15 protein-coding genes are annotated in these 20,144 nt (G+C 58.1%); 2 read left to right on the forward strand and 13 right to left on the reverse strand.

The genetic code is table 11. The features are described 5' to 3' along the window. Positions 1 to 3: 3 nt before the first annotated feature. The 4 genes from ROSMUCSMR3_RS02440 to ROSMUCSMR3_RS02455 are packed head-to-tail and all read right to left on the reverse strand — an operon-like array spanning position 4 to position 7,293. Positions 4 to 4,701, reverse strand: a complete 4,698-nt coding sequence (locus tag ROSMUCSMR3_RS02440) for a 6-hydroxymethylpterin diphosphokinase MptE-like protein (protein WP_081506333.1) — start codon at positions 4,699 to 4,701, stop codon at positions 4 to 6. A gap of 58 nt (positions 4,702 to 4,759) precedes the next feature. Further along, positions 4,760 to 5,686 (reverse strand): phosphoglycerate dehydrogenase, encoded by a 927-nt coding sequence (locus tag ROSMUCSMR3_RS02445; RefSeq protein ID WP_081506334.1) that lies wholly within the window; start codon positions 5,684 to 5,686, stop codon positions 4,760 to 4,762. Between the two features lie 4 nt (positions 5,687 to 5,690). Next, a complete protein-coding gene (locus tag ROSMUCSMR3_RS02450) occupies positions 5,691 to 6,443 on the reverse strand; it encodes an acylneuraminate cytidylyltransferase family protein (protein WP_308341262.1) in 753 nt (250 codons plus the stop codon). Further along, positions 6,331 to 7,293 (reverse strand): glycosyltransferase family 2 protein, encoded by a 963-nt coding sequence (locus ROSMUCSMR3_RS02455; protein ID WP_037298956.1) that lies wholly within the window; start codon positions 7,291 to 7,293, stop codon positions 6,331 to 6,333. Before ROSMUCSMR3_RS02455 ends, ROSMUCSMR3_RS02450 begins: the two co-directional genes overlap by 113 nt. Before the next feature lie 282 nt (positions 7,294 to 7,575). Here ROSMUCSMR3_RS02455 and ROSMUCSMR3_RS02460 point away from each other — a divergent pair, with 282 nt between their 5' ends. Both ROSMUCSMR3_RS02460 and ROSMUCSMR3_RS02465 read left to right on the forward strand, forming a co-directional pair. Then, entirely contained in the window at positions 7,576 to 8,343 is a 768-nt protein-coding gene (locus tag ROSMUCSMR3_RS02460; protein ID WP_081506336.1) for an SDR family NAD(P)-dependent oxidoreductase, read from the forward strand. Continuing rightward, positions 8,340 to 9,224 carry an SMP-30/gluconolactonase/LRE family protein gene (locus ROSMUCSMR3_RS02465; RefSeq protein WP_081506337.1) on the forward strand — a complete coding sequence of 295 codons (885 nt, stop codon included), beginning with the start codon at positions 8,340 to 8,342 and terminating at the stop codon, positions 9,222 to 9,224. Before ROSMUCSMR3_RS02460 ends, ROSMUCSMR3_RS02465 begins: the two co-directional genes overlap by 4 nt. Here ROSMUCSMR3_RS02465 and ROSMUCSMR3_RS02470 read toward each other — a convergent pair. The 9 genes from ROSMUCSMR3_RS02470 to trkA form a co-directional block, all read right to left on the reverse strand. Next, positions 9,214 to 9,993, reverse strand: a complete 780-nt coding sequence (locus ROSMUCSMR3_RS02470) for a 6-hydroxymethylpterin diphosphokinase MptE-like protein (protein WP_198385568.1) — start codon at positions 9,991 to 9,993, stop codon at positions 9,214 to 9,216. The two genes, ROSMUCSMR3_RS02465 and ROSMUCSMR3_RS02470, sit on opposite strands and share 11 nt — an antisense overlap. Before the next feature lie 96 nt (positions 9,994 to 10,089). Continuing rightward, a complete protein-coding gene (locus ROSMUCSMR3_RS02475) occupies positions 10,090 to 11,019 on the reverse strand; it encodes a sulfotransferase (protein WP_081506338.1) in 930 nt (309 codons plus the stop codon). Then, positions 11,016 to 12,302, reverse strand: coding sequence for an FkbM family methyltransferase (locus ROSMUCSMR3_RS02480; protein WP_081506339.1), 1,287 nt, complete (start codon positions 12,300 to 12,302; stop codon positions 11,016 to 11,018). The genes ROSMUCSMR3_RS02475 and ROSMUCSMR3_RS02480 overlap by 4 nt, the downstream gene beginning before the upstream one ends. 246 nt (positions 12,303 to 12,548) lie before the next feature. Continuing rightward, the gene (locus tag ROSMUCSMR3_RS02485) at positions 12,549 to 13,751 is read right to left on the reverse strand and encodes a hypothetical protein (protein WP_081506340.1); all 1,203 of its coding nucleotides are present in this window, start codon (positions 13,749 to 13,751) and stop codon (positions 12,549 to 12,551) included. A gap of 133 nt (positions 13,752 to 13,884) precedes the next feature. Beyond that, positions 13,885 to 15,306: a mannose-1-phosphate guanylyltransferase/mannose-6-phosphate isomerase gene (locus ROSMUCSMR3_RS02490; protein WP_081506341.1), complete on the reverse strand. Its 1,422-nt coding sequence runs from the start codon at positions 15,304 to 15,306 to the stop codon at positions 13,885 to 13,887. 233 nt (positions 15,307 to 15,539) lie between these two features. Next, positions 15,540 to 16,814, reverse strand: a complete 1,275-nt coding sequence (gene hflX, locus ROSMUCSMR3_RS02495) for a GTPase HflX (RefSeq protein ID WP_008283144.1) — start codon at positions 16,812 to 16,814, stop codon at positions 15,540 to 15,542. Then, complete coding sequence (gene hfq / locus ROSMUCSMR3_RS02500; RefSeq protein WP_008283145.1) at positions 16,814 to 17,053, reverse strand: RNA chaperone Hfq; 240 nt, start codon at positions 17,051 to 17,053, stop codon at positions 16,814 to 16,816. The genes hflX and hfq overlap by 1 nt, the downstream gene beginning before the upstream one ends. Positions 17,054 to 17,196: 143 nt before the next feature. Beyond that, positions 17,197 to 18,717, reverse strand: coding sequence for a TrkH family potassium uptake protein (locus tag ROSMUCSMR3_RS02505; RefSeq protein ID WP_081506342.1), 1,521 nt, complete (start codon positions 18,715 to 18,717; stop codon positions 17,197 to 17,199). A gap of 4 nt (positions 18,718 to 18,721) precedes the next feature. Beyond that, positions 18,722 to 20,101, reverse strand: a complete 1,380-nt coding sequence (gene trkA, locus ROSMUCSMR3_RS02510) for a Trk system potassium transporter TrkA (RefSeq protein WP_008283147.1) — start codon at positions 20,099 to 20,101, stop codon at positions 18,722 to 18,724. Between the last annotated feature and the right edge of the window lie 43 nt (positions 20,102 to 20,144).

Below are 20,144 nucleotides of genomic sequence, written 5' to 3' on the forward strand. Positions count from 1 at the left end.
CGGTCATACGCGCGTTTTCTTGCGCGCGAAGGCGATGCAGTTCTCAAGATGCGCGCTCAACTGCCGGTCAGGGAAGGCAGGATCAAGCGTGCGCGCGACCGTCTCTTTGACTGCCGCATCCCTGTCGATCCGGTGCAGGGCGTCTGCGGGCGCACACAAAAGCTCTGCCGCGAGGGCAATCGGATGCATGTGCTGAACTACGCGCCGCGCGACAACAGAATCTGCCGATTTCGCCGCCTGGCTTAAGATAAGCCACATTTGCTCACGTAGGCGATGAATGTTGTGGCGCTCAAAAGCAGTGGCACGAGCTTTTGTCGCCAAATCGGCGCGCCACTCTGGGTCAGCCCGTAATGCCAAAAGTGCCGCCTCAACTGCCGCATCGGAATCCTCAGTAACAACAACGGCCCCATCTACTCCTGCGAGATAGTCAACTGTGGCAAATCCTTTGGGCCCGTGCGCCAACAGAACCGAGCCCGACGCCAAACATTCCGGCATCTTATTGGCCATGCTGAATTTGACATAATCGGCTGTGGCCGGATCAAAATTATAGGCGATCAAGGTAACGTCTGCCTGCATAAGCCAACCTTTGTAGCCCTCAGCAGACAGAACGTTATTGGTAAATCGGGTATGCTTAAACTTGCCAAAATCATTCAGGTTTCGATTATAGTACGCTGCACGTGTATTGACTTCAAAACGCAGGTCATACCCCTTCTTACCGAGTGACTCGATCACGCGTGCAACACGCAAAACGCTCGCTCGCGTCATGTTCGGCTCTAATCCACCAGCATAGCGCACGACCATGGTTCCCGGAGTGTGTTTTTTTGGCGTTTGCCAATCTTCGGGAGCTACACCATTTGCCAAAGACCGGAATGGCAGCCTATATCGCCGGAACATCTCTTCGGACATCGCATTGCAGATCGACAGTCGCATCGAGGAATGGCTTAACAATGTCTCGAAGTCGGCATGGATACGATTATACTGGGCTGGGTCACTGATCTTAATGTGATGCGGCCAGTCGTCCATGATCCAAGTGACAAGCGGCTTTTGGAGACGTTCTATGAGCGGCATCGCAAAATCATGAAGGACTCGAGTGTCGGGTACTGGTCGATAAAGTACAACTTCAGGCGCAAATGCGTCTACGAACGCAGCTGCTTCTTTGGGTTTAACTTCAAAGGGAATTGAATCGGGTCCCAGTCTTTGCCGTGTCAAAACCAAGTCTTCAGAATTTCTGCAGGACACCTGCAAAATCTGTTCTGATGGCCAATCTCTTAAAAGGTTGTGCTTAAGTTCACCTGTTGCAGAGCCGTTACCAATCGGGGTTAAATCAAGGAGCAGCAGTCGCGGATAATCTCTAAGTTCCAGAGGTCGCTTTGGTGGAAAGAGATCAGCAAAATTGCGCCGTTCAAAAACTTCGAGCTGTCCGCCAACAGTGGCATTATAGATCCGCTGGTTGCTCTGATCGACAACTTTGCGTGCTTCTTTATAGGCTTCGACCATCTTACTGACCTGAGGGTCGTGCCAACGGAAACCTTTTCCAAAATAATCTGGGTGAAAATGATTCACGTCATCGGATTTCATATCGATCACCCCGACAGAGTAGGATGATGCTTGTTGCGCATCCTCGGGAATAGCATAGCTCGCATCGACACCAATCATGTAAATCTCTTCAAAGCCCATGTAGTATGCCAATTGAAGCATCGAGAAGGTTACAGTCGCGCCTGTGTAAGTAATTTCGTCGGCTTGCGTAGAGAAATCAAATCCGTGGGGATAGCTTTTACGGGGCCTATGATTGTAGAAAATCGTATCCTCGGATTCGGGAAACATGTATCCAAGGTACGCTGGGAACAGCTTGGTTGGCCCTTTGAAAGCCTTAATCCATTTGGCCCGATCCTCCGCCACCAAATGGTCTTCAACCACATAGAAAGTAGGCGTCCAATCAAGATCCTTTGCCTTAAGGAAAAAACCATTTACCGCAAAGGTCACCTCATCCTTGAGCAAGCTCAGATCTGTCTCGTTCAAGCTGGGACCATTGCCGATAATGAAACAACGCTTGGTGCCACGGTATTTTTCACGCAAGGCGCGCAGACGCGGCGAATAGACCTCTTTCAGACCTTTCTCATATATATGCTTCACGCGTTTTAGGCCCTTGATCTGGGCCTCGACAGCAATTTTTTCTGTCGGTAGGTAAATTGGTGCGCGCGTCGGAAGCTTTGAGATTAGCTCTTTTAGCTCTTTTTTTAACCCATCCATTTCGGCCTTTGTCAGGTTCTTTCGTGGTGCTGGGAGTGAAAGGTCTGCTCTTTTCACAACGCTTTTAACGAGAGCTTTCCATGAATGCTTACCGAGGTAGTCACTACGAACCTTGGCAACTCCGGGCAGGAATTCATCATAGCGCTTAGCCACCTCTCGCACTGCGGAAGCCAATGCCGCCGGATCTGGATCGGCGCAAAGGCCGATATGCCCTGCTTTGACAATATCGGAAAGCCATGTGTTCTTGAGCACTACCACAGGCTTGCCCAGAAGAAAGGCATCAACCAGAATTCCAGAGGTTCGCCGCCGAAAGGCCTCGGACAGGTAGGGGATGACCACGATATCCGCCGTGCGGATCATGTCGATGAACTCACCATCAGACATGTCATCCCCAAGAATGTCGACCTTTGTCCCTACCTCGGCGGTCATTGACTGCAAGGCGTCTTCAAGATCTTTTCCGGACACACGATCTATGCGTGCGCGCAACCGGAGCCTAAGGTCTGGGTCGTTCGCCAACAACGCGCAAGCGCCTGTGGAAAGAGCAAACCCTTTTTCCTTGCGTGTTCCGCCGGGGAATACAGCCCGAAGCGGTTTGCCCGGCTTGGACAGGGGCAATTCATCCAGCGTCACGACAGTCTTGTCGTCGAACGTGGTGCTGGGATGGGGCAAAACCGGAAGAGAAACCGACCAATCCGTGCTGAATTCATCAGCGATCTGCTCGGTAGAATGCATAAGGAAGACTTGGTTCGACCGCTCCAAACGCTTGGCGACGCGATACCACTGCGATTTGTAGGTCGGGTCGTTCTGATCAAAATTGTACGACCAGAATAAGTTGATCACCGCCCGGAACCTGGGTCTCCTCATTAGGAGATGCTCGACTGTCTCTGCAACTTCTATACTGCCGATATACATGAACACACAGATCGCGTCTGCCGGATAGCGCAAATCAAGCGTAGAAAAGGCTTCGTCAAGCTCCTTTGCAAATTGCATCATGTCGCGGCGACGCGTCTGTGGCCAGTCCTTACCCACTGTCCAGCTATGAACCGAAAAGACCGGCAAAACGAGTTCGGCATTGTCCGGGAAGAACTTGGGATCAAGCTCTTTGCGGCAGATCAGCGCGAACTCGGTGTTCAGATCATGACATCCCTCTGCCACGCGCTTGTCATAGGCCAGAAAATGACCCCAGTCATCCTTGGCATCCGGGTCGATCATCGCGAAAACCGCGACTTTCGATCCGGCGGCCATGCTATCGGGATTAGGGGCTTCGCGCATGCGCAGGGCTGGAATCATCGAAGGTGTCGCGGTCTCGATCACCCTTCCCGCAGCTTCGAGAGCGGTCAGCACCTCTTCTACGTCGCGGCAATGATCGGTGTAGTAATCGTTGTAATCAATCGCAAAAAACGCCGGATGCGCCGCCTGAATCTCGGACATCTTGTCGTTGAACTGCGCCTTTTTGTCATGCGACCAGAAGAAACTGTCATCCGTAAGATTACGCCCGTCGCAGCCAACGATCTCGATCTTGCGCGCGATACTGGCCGCGATCGGCAAGAGCGCCAGTGTCAGGACGTTTGGATAGGGTTTTAGATAGAATGTCTCTGCGAGATTGCTGGGCGGCGCGCCCTCTTTGTCGAAGGGCACGCCAATGATACGAGACCGCAGGTCAACGGGCAGGAACGTGTCATAAATCGCGAAATCCCGCATCGGGCAAACGAACCATGCGCCCGTTTCTCGCAACGCCTGAATGAGCTCGTCGCGAAAGGCCCCCGCATAACCAGAACAGCCCGCATGATAGAGCGGATCGGCGGCAGTTATGATCCGTGGGCGTGTTGCGGCGATAATATCGCGGTTCTTGACGATGGAGTTGGAGATAACGCAGATACCATCGCTAAAGTCGTGCCCCTCAACAAAATCACTAAGCGTCGGGCCGCTGCCGAAAACATAGGCTTTCTCGTGCTGCCCGATGTCAGCCACCATCGCGCGCATGCGCGCATGGTTCACCTCGAGCAGTGCGGCGCGGTCGGCGTAGCGGTTGAGACCGGCCCAAAGGTAAAAGGAGCCCTCCATCCGTGTCCGCAAAGGATCGACCCGGTAAAGCCCCTGTTTCGCACCCAAGGCCTTGATGGCCGCCTTGACCGGCGCAGGCGCATTATTCTCTGCCGTTTCATCCCAAATCAACAAGAGGTCCCGCGCAAGATCGACCTCGGATATCGCAGCGGCAAAATCCTCGTGATCCAGCAGCTTTATCTTGGCCTTCACCGCCTCGAGATCACCCGCCACCAGCGGATCAAGCTGCGGTGCCAATTTTGCCGCGTCGACCAATGCGCGGCGGCTTGTGAAATGGATGCTGTCAATCTTGCTCAGATAGGGTTTGAAATACCACGCCAAGCGACACACGACATTGTCAATGTCTTCCAGATTGAGCAGGGCTGGATAGATGAAAACTTTGGACATTGGATCTCACGTTGCGTTTGCTTTGGCAATTTGCAGTCATAGCAAAAGGCGGGTGGGCTCAAAAAAAGCCGCTTAATCGCTCGATGGCGGTGTGGCTGGCGCGGATAACAGCATCGACGGTGTTCGAGCCATTGTGCGACCCAAAGATACAGCGTTCCATGCTGCGCAAAGGGCTGTCCATCGGAAGCGGCTCGATTTCGAACACGTCCAGGGCTGCGGAATGCACATGGCCCGATTGCAGTGCCGCGATCAGCGCCGCCTCGTCGATCAGCGGGCCGCGCGCGACGTTGACGATGCGCACCCCCGGCATGCAGCGCGCCAGAACATCGGCGTTGAGCATGTGGAAATTGTGCTTGTTCAACGCGCAGGTGAACACAAGAAAGTCGCACTCCTCGACCCGGTCGGGCCAGGCCGCGCGCGTCAGCCCATCAAGTCCGGCATCTCCGGTAACGCCGGGATCATAGGCAATCGCCTTGAGCCCAAGCGCCTGAAGCCGCGTGACGGTGTTGCGCCCGATGTCCCCCAATCCGATCACGCCGACCGTGCGACCCGCAAGGCTGATGCCCGCAGGTTTGGGCCAACCGCCCGCACGCACGCCCCGGTCGATCAAGAAAAGCTCACGGGCAAGCCCAATCACAAGGCCCGTGGCAACATCGGCCACCTCTGCCCCAAACATTTGCGGCGTGTTGATAATGGGAATGCCCAAATCCTTGCAGGCATCGAAATCGACGTTATCGACGCCAATGCCCCATTTCACGGCGGCCCGCAGCCGCCCGACCCGGCCTGCCGAGAACACCTGCCGCGTGGCGGGATCGTCGCCGATGATCCAGCCGTCAAAGCCCGGCAAAAGGTCCATCAGCTCTGCCTCGGTCATCACTTGCGTCACCTTGGCCGGGTGCAGGCGCAGGCCCTTTTCGGCAGCAGGTTCCATGAACAGGTCGATTTGGCCCAGCATCGGAGGGCAGGTTACAAGCACGTCTTTCATTGGGTCACGCCGTCTTTTGGTGTTGCATGTGCAGACTGGCCACTGCCTCGGCAAGGGCCCAGTCTTCGGGAGTGTCGATGTCGACAGCTTCCATCTTGTTCATCTCGTGCAGGATCGGCTTGCGCCCGATCCGTGCATTGGTCGCGGCAAAGCTATCCCGTGAGAAAATGAAAAGGTTCGAGTTCTCTTCGAACCACGGTTCCAGATCTTGCGTCTGAACGAGGTTGTCCGGATCATGGTTCACCGGGCTGGCATCGGCGCGGTAAAACCGGGTCTGAATTTTGTTGACCGTAAAGAGCGAATCCGCCGTGCCATCCGCAACCCCCGCCCGATAGGCGGCCAAAGCCGCCCGGATGGTTTCGGGCCGCAGCATCGGGTTGGTCGTATGGGTCATCAAATAGGTCTCCGCTTCTACGGCGGCGATATCATCGGCCAAGATCAGATTCATCGACACCGTATCGCCACACAGCTCTGCCTTGCGATCCCGGATTCGCACGCGGTCCGACTCTACCAGCCCATTCTCTGCAAGAATGTGACGGGCATCCGTATTGATGACGACCTCATCAATTTCATCAAGCGCCAGAAGCGAATCCAAAATCCAGGCAAAGAGAGGTTTGCCGTGTAGTGGACGGAAATTCTTGCCCTTAACTCTTTGACTGTTGGCTTTCATGGGGAGGAGTGCGACGCAGCGGCCTGAGCCAGTCATCTTGTGCGGCCTTTTCATTGACTTGTGGAAAGAAGAAACGTTCCTTGGCATGTTGCGACAACAGCCGGTGTTCGTGATTGCCCTTGTGCGATCCGACGTATTGGTTCCAGCGATACCGCAGCATATCCATGCGCGAGGTCGAGCGAATGTTGTTGAGTGCGGCGGCGCGCCAATCCCCGATCACACTGCGGATCACATAGCGCAGAACATCAAAGCGCGACAAATGCACCTCTGGCATGATCGAGCGCAGCGCAATCGCCTCGCGCTCAAACCGGCGTCGAACCTGTGCCCAGCTCTCTTGATGGTGGTGGAATACAGGCGCATCCGCCACATAGGCGATCTTATGCCCTGCGCTTACCAAGCGTTTGGCAAGTTCCATATCCTCAAGACCCGTCAGTGCCTCGTCAAAGGGATGCTTTTGCCATGCGCTGCGCAGCAGTGCAGAGTTGGCATTGTTGCAAAAGAATCCGTCCTGCGGAATGGCCGAGACATCCGGGAAGTATTTGGCAAAGATGCGACGTTCGCTGTAATTGCTATCGTCATCCCCGATCTGGCGACCGTAACTATAGCTGGCCACGCCGTCGATCAGCGGTTGGCACAGGTTCTGCAGCCACATCGTATCAACAGGCACGCAATGGCCAGAGATGAACACAAGCAGATCTCCGGTTGCGTGATCGCAGCCACGATTCAACGAGCGCCCGAAAGAGAATTCAGATTTCTTGATGGTTGTGACCCGGCAGCCATGGCGCTCTGCAATCTCAACAGTGCCGTCTGTTGAGCCCGAGTCGATCAGGACCACCTCAACGTCAAGACCGTTGGTCTGTTGAGCGCCGATCATCACCATAAGATCGTCGAGGTGCTGCGCTTCGTTCAATGTTCTAATCACAATGCTTGCAAGCATTTGAACCATCCTATGCAAGTCGCTTTGGGCACAACAACCTACCGTTACCGGTACCATTTAAAATATGCGTGAGACGAACACCAACCGAACCGAACACTATCGACACTTGGCGTATCTATCGAGTTGAACCTTGCATGTCCACCCTCAGCACTGCGGCCAATGGGCGGAATCCGCCGAAACTCCAGCGGGATTGATCAAAAAATAGGCGAAGTTCCGGCTTGCATCCTTGGCTGAGAGCGTTAGCAAAAGGGGTGAATTGACGCCATCGAGGGGACTTTTGCGATGACCGACGCCCACTATCCCGATCTGAAGGGTCGCTCTGTCTTTGTCACCGGCGGAGGTTCTGGGATCGGCGCGGCCCTGACCGAGGCGTTTGTCGCTCAAGGGGCCAAAGTCGCCTTTGTGCAACGTTCGGATGCGACAGCGTTTTGTGACAGAATCGCTGATCGTCACGGGGCCCGCCCCTTGTATCTGCCTTGCGACATTACGGATCGCACAGCGCTGCATCAGGCACTTGAGTTTGCGCGCGATGCACATGGGCCAGTGCAGGTTTTGGTCAACAATGCCGCCAACGATCAGCGTCACCGCGCCGAGGATCTGGACGAAGCCGGATGGAACGCCAGTCTTGCGGTGAATCTGTCTGCCTATTTCTTTGCCATTCAGGGCGTCGTTGGCCAGATGCGGACCGCCGGGGGCGGCTCGATCATCAATTTCTCGTCGATCAGCTATATGATGGGAAATGCGGGCTACCCTGCTTATGTGACCGCGAATGCCGGGATTACCGGCATGACCCGCGCTCTTGCGCGCGAATTTGGACCAGAGCGTATTCGGGTCAATGCGCTGGTGCCCGGATGGGTGATGACAGAACGCCAACGCACCCTTTGGGCTACGCCCACGGACCTTGCCGCGCATCTGGAGAAGCAATGCCTCAAGGAACACCTTGTCCCCGAGGATATCAGTGGCGGTACGCTTTTTCTGGCCTCTGAGGCCAGCCGGATGATGACCGGTCAGGCATTGGTCATCGACGGCGGCGTGGTTGTAACGGGATGAGCGATCTACCTCAGGCTCAGGTCTTTGACCGGCGCATCTGTGATTTGGGCGAAGGTGCGTTCTGGCATCCAGAGCGCAGGCAGTTTTTCTGGTTCGATATCACGGGGCGGCGTCTTATGTCGCGTGACCAAGGCGAAAATCAGCATTGGCAATTTGAACAGTCTGTCTCTGCGGCGGGCTGGATTGACGCTGACACGCTCTTGATCGCGGCCAGCGATCACCTTTTGCACTTCGACATAGCCACAGGCACCACAACCCCGATTGCGCCGCTTGACTGCGCCGATGGACGGCTGCGCCCCAATGACGGGCGCGCCGACCCATGGGGAGGGTTCTGGATCGGCACAATGGGCCATGCCGCCGAACCGCAAGCCGGTGCAATCTGGCGCTATTACCGGGGTGAAATGCGCCGCCTCTTCGACAAGATCACCATTCCAAACGCAATCTGTTTTGCGCCTGACGCGGGCTTTGCCTGTTTCACCGACACGCCGGGCCGCATCGTCTATCGCCAGCGTCTTGAGGCCACGCAGGGCTGGCCCATCGGAGATCCCGAACCCTGGCTTGACCTGCGCGCAGCGGCCCGCAATCCCGACGGTGCGGTTCTCGATGCTCAAGGGCGGCTCTGGCTGGCAGAATGGGGAAGTCACCGTGTGGCGATTTATGATCGGCAGGCGCAATTCTTGGGCGCCGTCGCCGTGGGCGCGCCCCATGCCTCTTGCCCTGCGTTTGGGGGTGACGACCTGTCAGTGCTGCACATCACCACCGCGCGACAAGGGATGGACACCGAAGCGCTGTCAAAGGCACCCGAGGCGGGCATGACCTATGCTGTGGACCTGAGCGCCTACGCCTGCCACGGCCAAGCCGAACATCAGGTCATTCTCTAGGCCCGTGATCGCGCGGTAACCCAAATACCGCGCGGTAATCGGCCTTTTCAAACACCGGGCAAGCACCATCCAGAGTGGCATCGACAATCTGCCGCCCCGCCGCTTCAAAGACCTCTCGCGCCACCTTGTAAGACGCCTCTGAACGCTCCAGATCCGGATTGTCCCAGACCTGACCCCGAAAATATTCGGGGCTAAAGTGATTGGGATCTGGCCCCTCCATCACATGCGCCTCGTGCGGCGCGCCGTGATAGGTAAACCGATGATCCATGCCGATGATCACAACCTTTGAGAAGCCCATGTAATAGGCCACTTGAAGCGCGGCATGGGTCACGGTGCCGCCTTCGCGCAGCCCTTTGCAGATGTCAGTCGAAAACATGACGGGCGGGGTCAAAATCGGCACGTGAAAGGTGCGCGGCCCCTCCTCGAGATGCCCGGCTGCGCGCGCCCCGATAAAGCGGATTGCGGGCAAGGCCGCCAACGCCTCCCGCGCCTGTTCGACCACCTTGGGATTGACCGCCACCAGATAGCGTGGCTCAAAGCCGAATTTCTCCAATCCCAAATGGATCTTGTTCAGACCGATCACCGTGTGATTGCGCAAAAACCGCAGATCCATCCGGTTCAGTGACGGGCCGTTACAGACGATGACACAGCTTTCACCTTGGTGCAGGTTCTCGAACTGCGCCAAACCAGAGTTTGACCCGGTCTCAGTCCGCCGCCCCAGCCCGCCGAGCTGGTCAAGTGTCCTACGGATGGTCTTGCGCAAATCCAAATCTGATCCTCAAGTTCTGATCCGCCTTAGGTTATCCGGCGGAGTTTGTGTACCAGCCCCTCGCGTCGTCTGATACCGGGCCAGTCTGCGCACGCATTAAGGCTCATATCCCAGACGCACACATAATGCTTTGTAATCGCGAGAGCCGCGTTGCGCGTCGATCACCATTGGAACCTCGCGGCGTGGGCGCTCGGCGATCTGCGCGCCCTTGCGGCCACTGTCGCCGGACAGACGAATGATGGTGAAAAGCTCCAAGGCAGAGGCGTGGTATGGCAGGGCGATAATCTGGCAGATCTTTTCCAGCGTGCGTTCGGGTGCGGCCACAAAGTCTTCGTATCTGACGAGGTCCAGATCCGCATGGCGATCCAGAAACTCTGCATATCGCTGGCTGTAGGTTTCAAGGGTGGAGGGCGAAAAATGCAACCATCCGTTCGCATTCAAGGACAGGAAACTATCGAGCGGATGCCGCACCGTGAGCAGCGACACCACAGGATGACGCCCTGTCGCCAAAATCTCGTGAAGCGTAGGCCGGCTGTTCGGATCAATCTGGGTGCAGAAATGGGAATGCGCATGGTCCCGGATCACCAGGCTTTGTCCTCTGGATGCCAAGCCGCCGACGATTGTCTGCGTTGCCTCACGGAAGCCGTCGACAACAACAGTTGGGTTAACCTCGCGCCGAGAGATCTGCAGTGCCCCAAACAGATCCGTCGGCGCAAATTTCGGGGCACGCCTGTTTTGCGGCAAATGAATTTGGCTGAGCGGGTCAATCTCGTTCAACAGCACAACGCTGGGCAGTGCCGCGATACATTTCGCAATCAAGGTGCCACCGGAACAGGCAAAATGATGCAATGTCCGGATCGGTTCGGGGCCAGTAAAGGACTGGCACATTGCTTCGCACTGGTCCAGCAAACTTGGGAAACTGTCGGTGATCGGCACCGCCGGTACAGATGCTTTGTAGGCTTGCAGCATGTCCAATGCCGCTTCGATTTCAACCGCGATTGACTGCGTGTGTGTCGCCGCCTTCATGCCTTTGACCCTTGCCCGGCCTTTGTTTTCTGCTTCTTGCCCGCAGTGCGCCGACGAGGTGGCGAAAGTTTTTGGGCGGGGTCCGACGCTAAACTCTCTTGGTCGCTCGGGGGCAACTGTCGCAGATATTCGGCCGCCAGCGACAGTTTTGCCGTGAGCTTGCCCAGCAAGTCTTCTTGCCGTTGGCGCTGTGTCTCACTCTGCTCGAGACGACCGCGCAAATTTTCCAAATCGACCTGCAACATCGCCTGAAAGCGGGTTTGAAAATCCAAGGTCGAGACAGCTTCGTCGCGCTTTTGCACGGCACTGTGGCGCTGTTTTTCCAAATCCACCATACTGGTTTCGATGCCAGATATCTTATCGTTCGCCGCTTTCAGCGCCGCATCGCGCTCTGCCAACTCTTTTGTTTTTGCCTCCGTCGCGGCACGCGCTTCGGTCAAGGCCGTCTCAATTGCGACGACCCGCTCCTGAGCCGCCTTCAGCGCTATATCGCGCTCTGCCAAGGTCTTTGCTTTCGCCTCTGTCGCCGCTCGCGCTTCGGATAGGGCAGCCTCTTGCAGCTCTGCCCGTTCTTTGGCTGCTTTCAATTCGGCCTGCGTCTCTGACAGCGTCGTTTCAAGGGACGCAAGGCTTGTGCGCAAGGTTTCGATGCGTGTTTGGGCCCGAGCCAAGGCGCGGGCCTTTTGATCGGCTTGAAGGTGCAGCACAGTCCAATCCGCATCCGCCTCGTCGCGCAGCGTGACGTCAAATCCTTCGTCACTCAGCCATGCTTCCAACTCGGCGCGCGTGACCGCCCCGTCGTAAAACGCCTCTTCAGCCGCAAGGATTTCGAGTTGGTCGATCTGATCGAGCATGCCATCGGCCTTGCAAGCGTTCAGAATATTCATCTCGTTGCCGGGGGCCTCAAGGATAAGCGCCATTGGCCTTGCAACCGCCCCCATCTCGGACAAGAGCTGCGCGGGCGTGATGACGGGAACGATCTGACGTTCTTTGCGGATCAACCCGGGAAAAAGCTCGTAGAGCGCGGGGGTTGGTTCCTGCGTGCTGTTCAGCCGCGAAAAGTTCCAGAGGGATAACTCTGCATCGCCCTCTTCCTTGCCCAAAGCGGCCCGGATCACCTGTACATTTGACGCCGATGCGCTTTTCTGGGTCAATCGCGCCGCAGCGTTTCGATCTGCTTCAACCAGCACGATCTTGTCTGGGTCATGCTTTTGAAGCTCTGCAAGACGTTTGCCGGTGCCAGCCCCAATATGAATGAAACTGCGTGGTTTTGTCTTGCTCACAGGGTGCTCACTCATGCCAAAGTTGCCTAGCCAATTAAATTCTGTCGATCTCATCCGCGAAATCGCCGCTTGGGTCCGCCGTAGTATGGTCATCACCCGTAAGGATTCAACCGATCTTTATAGTACCAATTCTGGGTGTCTTTATTGCGTTGCGCGTCAAGCCATTGGTTAGGACCGCGCTTGTTACGCCCAAGCTGCCCGCCTCAAAACCTGAGGCCTTGCGGTCTTACCGGCTAGGATCTGGGGTTACTTCGAGACCAAACGCCTCACGCCGCGCAACGGGGCGGTGACACGCCAAGACGTGGACTCGTAGACCATGGCCAACATCGTGGTCAAACCCTCTACATCATGCCCCAGCTTGGCGTTTTGGGCCTCTAGCTCTGCGCGCAGGGTCATGGCATTTCCAAGGTCTTGCGCAGCTTGCGCCAAGGCTTGATCCTTGTCGCGCAGCGCCTGCACATGGCAGGATTCCAGCGCAGTCTGGGCCGTTCTGAGGCGCGTCATATCTTGGGTCAAACGGTTCAGCTGTTCGCGTAGCGCCGTGCTCTCTTCGCTGGCGCGGTGGGCCTCTCTAAGCTGGAGTTGCACCTGTTCGCGCAACAAGGCCAGTTCTTCTTGATCATCGTCACGCTCTAGTTTTTGCGCCTCGAATGCTGTCTCCACAGCCGTCAGACGCTGCATTTCCTGCGTGACCAGCATCACTTGGCTTTGCAACAAACCGCGCTCTTCGCTGCTTTCTTCTGCTTCTTCGACCTGAAGCCTGACCTGCGCGCCGAGCAACGCCAATTCATCCTGACTTGCCCGTAGATCCTCAAAGACTGCCGCCGCCGCCTCGAGAGTGGCAAGTGCGCTCCCCTCATTCGCAGGAGAGATGCCGCTGGCTCTCAACTCCTCAAGAACCTCGCGCAGGCTCTCGATCTGGGGCACCGCAAGCCGTGCCACCGACCGCGACAGCGCTGATTGTGCCCCCGGCTGTGACAGCACAACATCCTTGGGGATATTGAGCCTCTTGCGCAGGACCTCCCACGCGGGGTCGGTGTTGGATGCGGTGAGAAGATCGCTCTCGACCAGTGTGATCTGGCGGCGGTTCTTGCGAAGAAGCGTCAAAATCTCTTCCGCGCGCGCACGCCAGCCCTCGATCGCCTCTGCAATCGAAGTCCCTTCTTCGATTGCGCGGGCAAGGCAATTGGTTGGATCACTCCACATCAGGGCGCAGGGCAACTCATCAGAGGTGATTGCCTGCGATACCGCCATTTTATCCAAAGGGGCCACATCAAATCCGGCGGCGTGCAGCGCCTCTTGGAAGGCTGGCGTCACATCTTGCATCACGAATATCAGCGCATGCGGCACCCGGCGCGTTGCCACTTTCGGAGCAGACATGGCACCGGACGGCGCCCCACCTTGCGCACTTTTGTCATGTGGGCTGGCCCGGTTTGTGCTGCTCTTCATGATGTCGTCCGCTCGCTACTCAATGTGTAAATGCTGCATCTTATCGTCTGCTACCAGCTACGCGCCCGTTCTATCAAGCATGTTTGACCGCTTGAAGCCAGCCTTCAGGACAAGGTCTGTGGCGGTATCACCGTCATCCACGCGCGTAGATATCCTCATACCGGATGATGTCATCCTCGCCCAAGTACGATCCGGTCTGCACTTCGATCAGCACCATGGGCACCTTGCCGGGGTTTTCCATACGGTGCACTGCGCCCAAGGGGATATAGACCGATTGGTTCTCGCTCACGAGCTTGACCACGTCATCCACGGTCACTTTGGCGGTGCCTTCCACCACGATCCAGTGCTCAGAGCGGTGGTGATGGCTTTGAAGGCTGAGGGCGGCACCGGGGTGAACATGAATGCGCTTGACCTGAAACCGCTCGCCGATCACCAGGCTCTCGAACCAGCCCCAAGGGCGGTGATCCTTGGGGAAACTTTCGGCCTGTTTGCGCCCCTTGGCCTTGAGCGCGGCGACGGCCTGTTTCACATCCTGCGCCCGGCTGACATGCGCCACCAGAACGGCATCGGACATCGCCACCGTGATGATATCGTCAAGCCCGATCCCCACCACCTCAAGCCCTGCGTCTTCGGACCGCAAAAGCGTGTTGTCGCAATCAATCGCCGTGGCATGGCCAGAGGTCGCAACGCCGCGTGCATCCGGCCCGGTTTCACGCCAGACCGCATCCCATCCCCCCAGATCCGACCATCCGGCAGCAAAGGGAATGACCGTGAGGTTGCGCGCCTTTTCCATCACCGCATAGTCGATCGAGATATCCTCGGCCTCGCCCCAAGCCTCGGGATCAAGGCGATAAAAGCCCAGATCAGGGGTGGTCTTTTCAACCGCAGCCTCGACCGGTGCCAAGAGCTGCGGCGCATGGGCCCGGAATGCATCGAGGATGGTCGCCGCCTTGAAGAGAAAAATCCCCGCGTTCCACAGATATGTGCCCTCTGCCAGCATCGCCGCCGCCGCCTCGGCATTCGGCTTTTCAACGAACCGCTTGAGGCCGATGGGGCGCGGGGCCAGATCGCCGGGCACGCCGTCAAGCTCCAGATAGCCATAGCCGGTTTCGGCATGCGTGGGCTTGATCCCGAAGGTCACAAGCTGCCCCGCCTGCGCAGGCCCCACTCCCGCCGCGACCGCCTGCCGAAACGCCTCGGGATCGGGCACGACATGGTCTGAGGGCGCGACAAGCATCAGCGCCTCCGGGTCTTGGCGTGCCTGCCAGAGCGCCGCTGCCAGAACCGCAGGCGCCGTATTGCGCCCCGAAGGCTCGATCAGAACCGCGCCCGGAGTGATCCCGATATCGTCCAGTTGCTCGCCCACGATAAAGCGGAAATCGGCGTTGGTCAGCACCATGGGGGCCGCAAACTCTGGACCAGACAACCGCTGAGCCGAAGCCTGAAAGAGCGTGACATCGCCCAAGAGCGCCACAAATTGTTTAGGATAGGATTTGCGAGACAAAGGCCACAGCCGTGTGCCAGAGCCGCCGCAAAGGAGAACCGGAGTAATCATCTGATATCCTTTTCAATCCTGACTTAAATCACCAGAGGTATCCCCAATCCGGCACGGTCTATCAAGGCGAAACTTGGCACTTGGTACGTTGAGCGGACCGAAAGCCGCCCCTGTTTCAGACGCGCCGCGCGCGCGACCTTTCAGGCTGGGATCTTGAAGGGTCAGAAAACGCCGCCGGTCACATGGCCACAGGCGTCGCCGCGCACGGCCCCGCCCCTGCCCCGCCCTTGTCGTTACAAAGCGCGAAAGCGCGCCTCTTGCCGCGCGGTCCAGCGTACTGTCAGATCAAAGCCGTCTTCGGTCTGGGTCTCGGCTTCGACCAGCTCTTTTTCAAAGAGCCATGCGCGCTTGCGTCCTTCGGCAAAGCGCAGATGCACCTCTGTCAGATGCGTTACATCAGACAGCTTGTCCCCAATGGCCGAAATGAGATCACTGAGCCCCTGCCCCGAGATCGCGGAAATTGCGATGACATCCTCTTGCCGCGCCGCTTGGGTCACGGCAGCGGCGCGCGCATCCTCTGGCAAGCGGTCGATCTTGTTCCAGATTTCGATCTGGGGTGTCTTGTCGCTGACCCCGAGGCTCTCGAGAATTGTCGCGACGTCGCGCGACTGCGAGACAGTTTCGGGATGCGAAATATCGCGCACATGACAGATGAGATCCGCCGACAGAACCTCTTCCAGCGTCGCGCGAAAGGCTGCGACCAATTCGGTGGGCAGATCGCTGATAAAGCCCACGGTATCGGACAGGATCACCTCTGGCCCGCCTTCGGGCAGGTTGACGCGGCGCATGGTCGGATCGAGCGTGGCAAAGAGCATATCCTTGGCCATCACATCCGCCCCGGTGAGGCGATTGAAAAGCGTGGATTTGCCCGCGTTGGTATAGCCAACAAGCGCCACCACCGGAAATGGCACTTTGGCACGCGCGGCGCGGTGCAGGGTGCGGGTCTTGGCCACCTTTTCCAACTGACGCCGCAGGCGCACAAGCTGATCGTCAATCGCGCGACGATCCGCTTCGATCTGCGTCTCGCCGGGGCCGCCCACGAACCCTAGACCACCGCGTTGCCGTTCAAGGTGGGTCCAAGCGCGCACAAGGCGCGTGCGCTGATAGCTCAGCGCTGCCATCTCGACTTGCAGCACGCCTTCGCGCGTTGCCGCGCGGTCGCTGAAAATTTCCAAAATCAGCCCGGTGCGATCCAGCAGCTTGACGCCCCAAGCCTTTTCCAGATTGCGCTGTTGCACCGGCGTCACGGGGCCGTCGACCAACACAAGCTCGACCTCGGCGGCCTCCATCGCCTGATGCAGCTCTTCCAACTTGCCCTTGCCAAAAAGACGCCCGGCGTCCGGCTTGCGCAGGCGCACCGTATCGGCACCGACCACGTCGATATCCGGCAAAGCATGGGCAAGGGCCACGGCCTCTTCCAACGCCAAAGCGGGATCACGGGCGCGGTTGGCACCGTCAATTTCGGGGTGGATGACCCAAGCCCGGGTGATCGGGCGCGCGTGGTCCATCAATTGGCGTCGTCACCATCGTAGAGGTTGACAGGCTGCGACGGCATGATGGTTGACACCGCGTGCTTGTAAACAAGCTGCGATTGCCCATCCCGGCGCAGCAGGATGCAGAAATTGTCAAACCATGTGATCACGCCCTGCAACTTGACCCCGTTGATCAGAAAGACCGTCACAGGAATCTTGGTCTTGCGGACCTGATTGAGAAATGCGTCCTGTAAATTTTGTCGATCAGAAGCCATGCGTCTTCCTGCCTTTTTTTATTGCGCGCACCGCGAACCGGCGCGAGGGGTCTTGCGTGCAATCAGAGTATGTCTTGCCCGTGCAAGAGTTTCCAGCCCAAAAATAAAATCGTTCCAAACTGCGGCGGAGAGTTGCACCCGCGTCAATCCCGCCAGATGGAGGGGTTAAGCAAGGCGATAAGGGCCAATGTTTCAAGCCGTCCAAGCACCATGGCCATAGCATAGATCATCTTGGCGGCATCGCTCAACTCGAGCAGGCGAATGGGCGTGTCGCTTGCGGTCAGGATCAACGGCCCCGTGGTTGAAAGCCCGGAAATCGCCAGAATCAGCGCCGCGTCAAATCCCTGCCCGGCAAGCGCCAAAAGAGCGGTTACAAAGGTCAGTGACATGGCGAAGAGCATGAAAAAGATCCACGCGATATAGGCCCCCTGCCGGCGGATCCGCCGCCCGACACCGGTTGCCCGCCCGACCGACGAGGGATGCACCAAACGCTCGGTTTCGCGCCGGGCGTGCAAGTAGAGCGCGTAGACCCTGAGAAGCTTGACGCCGCCCGCCGTGGTGGCCACCCCGCCCCCCACCAGCGATAGGCCCAACAGGATCAGGCCGGGCGTGCCAAGACCCGACCAATCCCGCGCCTCCTGCCAATCGGCGCTTTCAAAGCCGGTGGTCGACAAGAAGGACAGCACGGTAAAGACCGCGCCCCACAAGGCCCGGAGCGCCAAGCGCCAATCAGACGTATCCTCGACCCCCAGCGTGGCGATCCAGTGGCGCAGAAACAGGATCAATGGCACCCCAATGAGCAGGACAACACCCAGCCGAAACTCTGGATCGTTGACCACCCCCGGACGCATCGACGTAATCGTGTCCGAGGAAAACGTGAGCCGTGACAAGGAAAAGAAGAAAAACAGGAAGACCGCGAATTCCCCGGCAAAGCCCGAAGTGCCGTTCTGCAAGCCGCCAATCGATGAAATTCCGCTTGTTGCCATGGTCGACATCGCGTGCACCGCCGCAACAAAGGCCCGCTCTCCGCCCACCAGAAGACAGATCCAGAGCGCCGCGGTCAGGCCGATATAGACCGGGGCAAGCACCCGTGTGGATTGCGCCAACCGTTTGGCGGGGCTCGCCCGCTCGAACCGGCCCAGAACGGTCTCATCCTGTCCCGGCTCGCCGCGGGCCGTCACCTCGAACCCGCCAAGATTGAGCGGGGCAAGCACCGCCGACGCCGAAATCCAGAGCAACAGCCCCCCACCCCAGCCCACCAGCGCGCGCCACAGATGCAGGCTATCCACCAAACGTCCCGGCGTGCCAAAGAGCGTGGCCCCGGTGGTGGTGAAGCTCGAGACCATCTCGAAATAGGCATTGAGAAAGGTTGTGTTCCGCACGCCGCTATAAAACGGAATCGCCAGAAACACCGGCAAGAGCACATAGGCCAGCAAGAGCGACATCAGGTTTTGGGTGTCGCTCATCCGCTGATCGGACCGTCCCGATAGCGCCAGCCCTATGGTGATCACCAGTGCAAAGCCGATGGTGCCGGAAAAAGCAAAGGCCTTGCCGACCCCACTAAAGCCACGCATGCCCGCATCTATCGCAGGCAGATACATCATCAATGCGGCAATCCCGGCGAGGATCAGGATGAGCGGGAATGTCAGCAGCCGGGCAATCATCGGATCAGAAAAAGTCGATCGAGACCTGCAACAGCTGCTCGACCGCCGCCACATCCGCCGCCATTGCAAAGATCACGATCACATCGCCCGCCTCAACCCTCAGACCGCCTGCGGGTTTGTGTATTTTGCCGCCCTTGCGCACGGCCCCAACCAGCACACCCTCTGGAAAGTCGATATCACGAATCGCCGCGCCGGCGATGGAGGAGGTCGACATGACTTCGGCCTCGATCACCTCGCCTTCGGCATCCCCGATGGAATAGACGCCGCGCACCTTGCCGTGGCGAATGTGGCGCAGGATCGAGCTGACAGTGGTGGCGCGCGGGTTGATATAGGCGTCAATGCCCAACGACTCGAGCAGCGGCACCATGGTGGGATCGTTGATCAGCGCCACGGCAAAGGGGCAGCCTTCGGATTTGGCACGCACGGCGGCCAGCATATTGGTTTTGTCATCATCGGTCACAACCAGCACCGCATCGGCGCGGGCAATCCCTGCCTCGGCCAATAGCGCGGAATTCAGGCCATCCCCGTTCAGCACGATGGTCCGCTCCAGCGCATCCGCCGCGCGCTCGGCCTGAGGGCGGCTTTTCTCGATCACCTTGGCCCGGACACGCCCGCCGGGCCGCGTTTCCAGCGCTTGGGCCACGGCAAGGCCAATATTGCCGCCGCCGATGATGACCACCCGCTCTTGTTTCTTTTGCGACTTGCCGAACACTTCGAGCGTGCGCGGCACGTCTTCGATGGGGGCAAAAAGATAGCACTCGTCGCCCGCAAAAAGCTGATCCCCCGCTTCTGGCGCGAAAAGCCGCCCCTCGCGGCGCACCGCCAGAACCACCACCCTGAGGGTCGAGAAGAGATCGCTCAATTGCCGCAACGGCGTGTTAAGCACCGGGCAATCCTCTTCCAGCCGAATACCCATAAGCTGCGCCTGCCCGCCCATGAAAAGCTCGGTATCAAAGGAGGCGGGCGAGGCAAGCCGTTGCAGCGCCGCCTGCGCCACCTCGCGCTCGGGGCTGATCACCACGTCGATGGGCATGTGATCGCGGCGGTATAGGTCTGAATAGATCGCATCGAGATAGGATTGGCTGCGCAGGCGCGCGATCTTGCGGCTGATGCCAAAGACCGAATGCGCGACCTGACACGTGACCATATTGACCTCGTCCGAATAGGTCGCGGCAATGATCATGTCGGCGTCGCGAGCGCCTGCACGGTCGAGCACATCGGGATAAGAGGCAAAACCCGTTATCCCCTGCACATCGAGCGTATCGGTGGCCCGGCGCACCAGATCGGGATTGTTGTCCACGACCGTGACGTCGTTGCGCTCTCCTGACAGATGCCGCGCAATCTGCCAACCGACCTGACCGGCGCCGCAGATGATGACCTTCATCGTCCTTGCCTCATCGTGACTGAACCTGCTGCATGACAGATGC

Source organism: Roseovarius mucosus (assembly GCF_002080415.1).
In the GTDB taxonomy this organism is placed as follows: Bacteria; Pseudomonadota; Alphaproteobacteria; order Rhodobacterales; family Rhodobacteraceae; genus Roseovarius; species Roseovarius mucosus_A.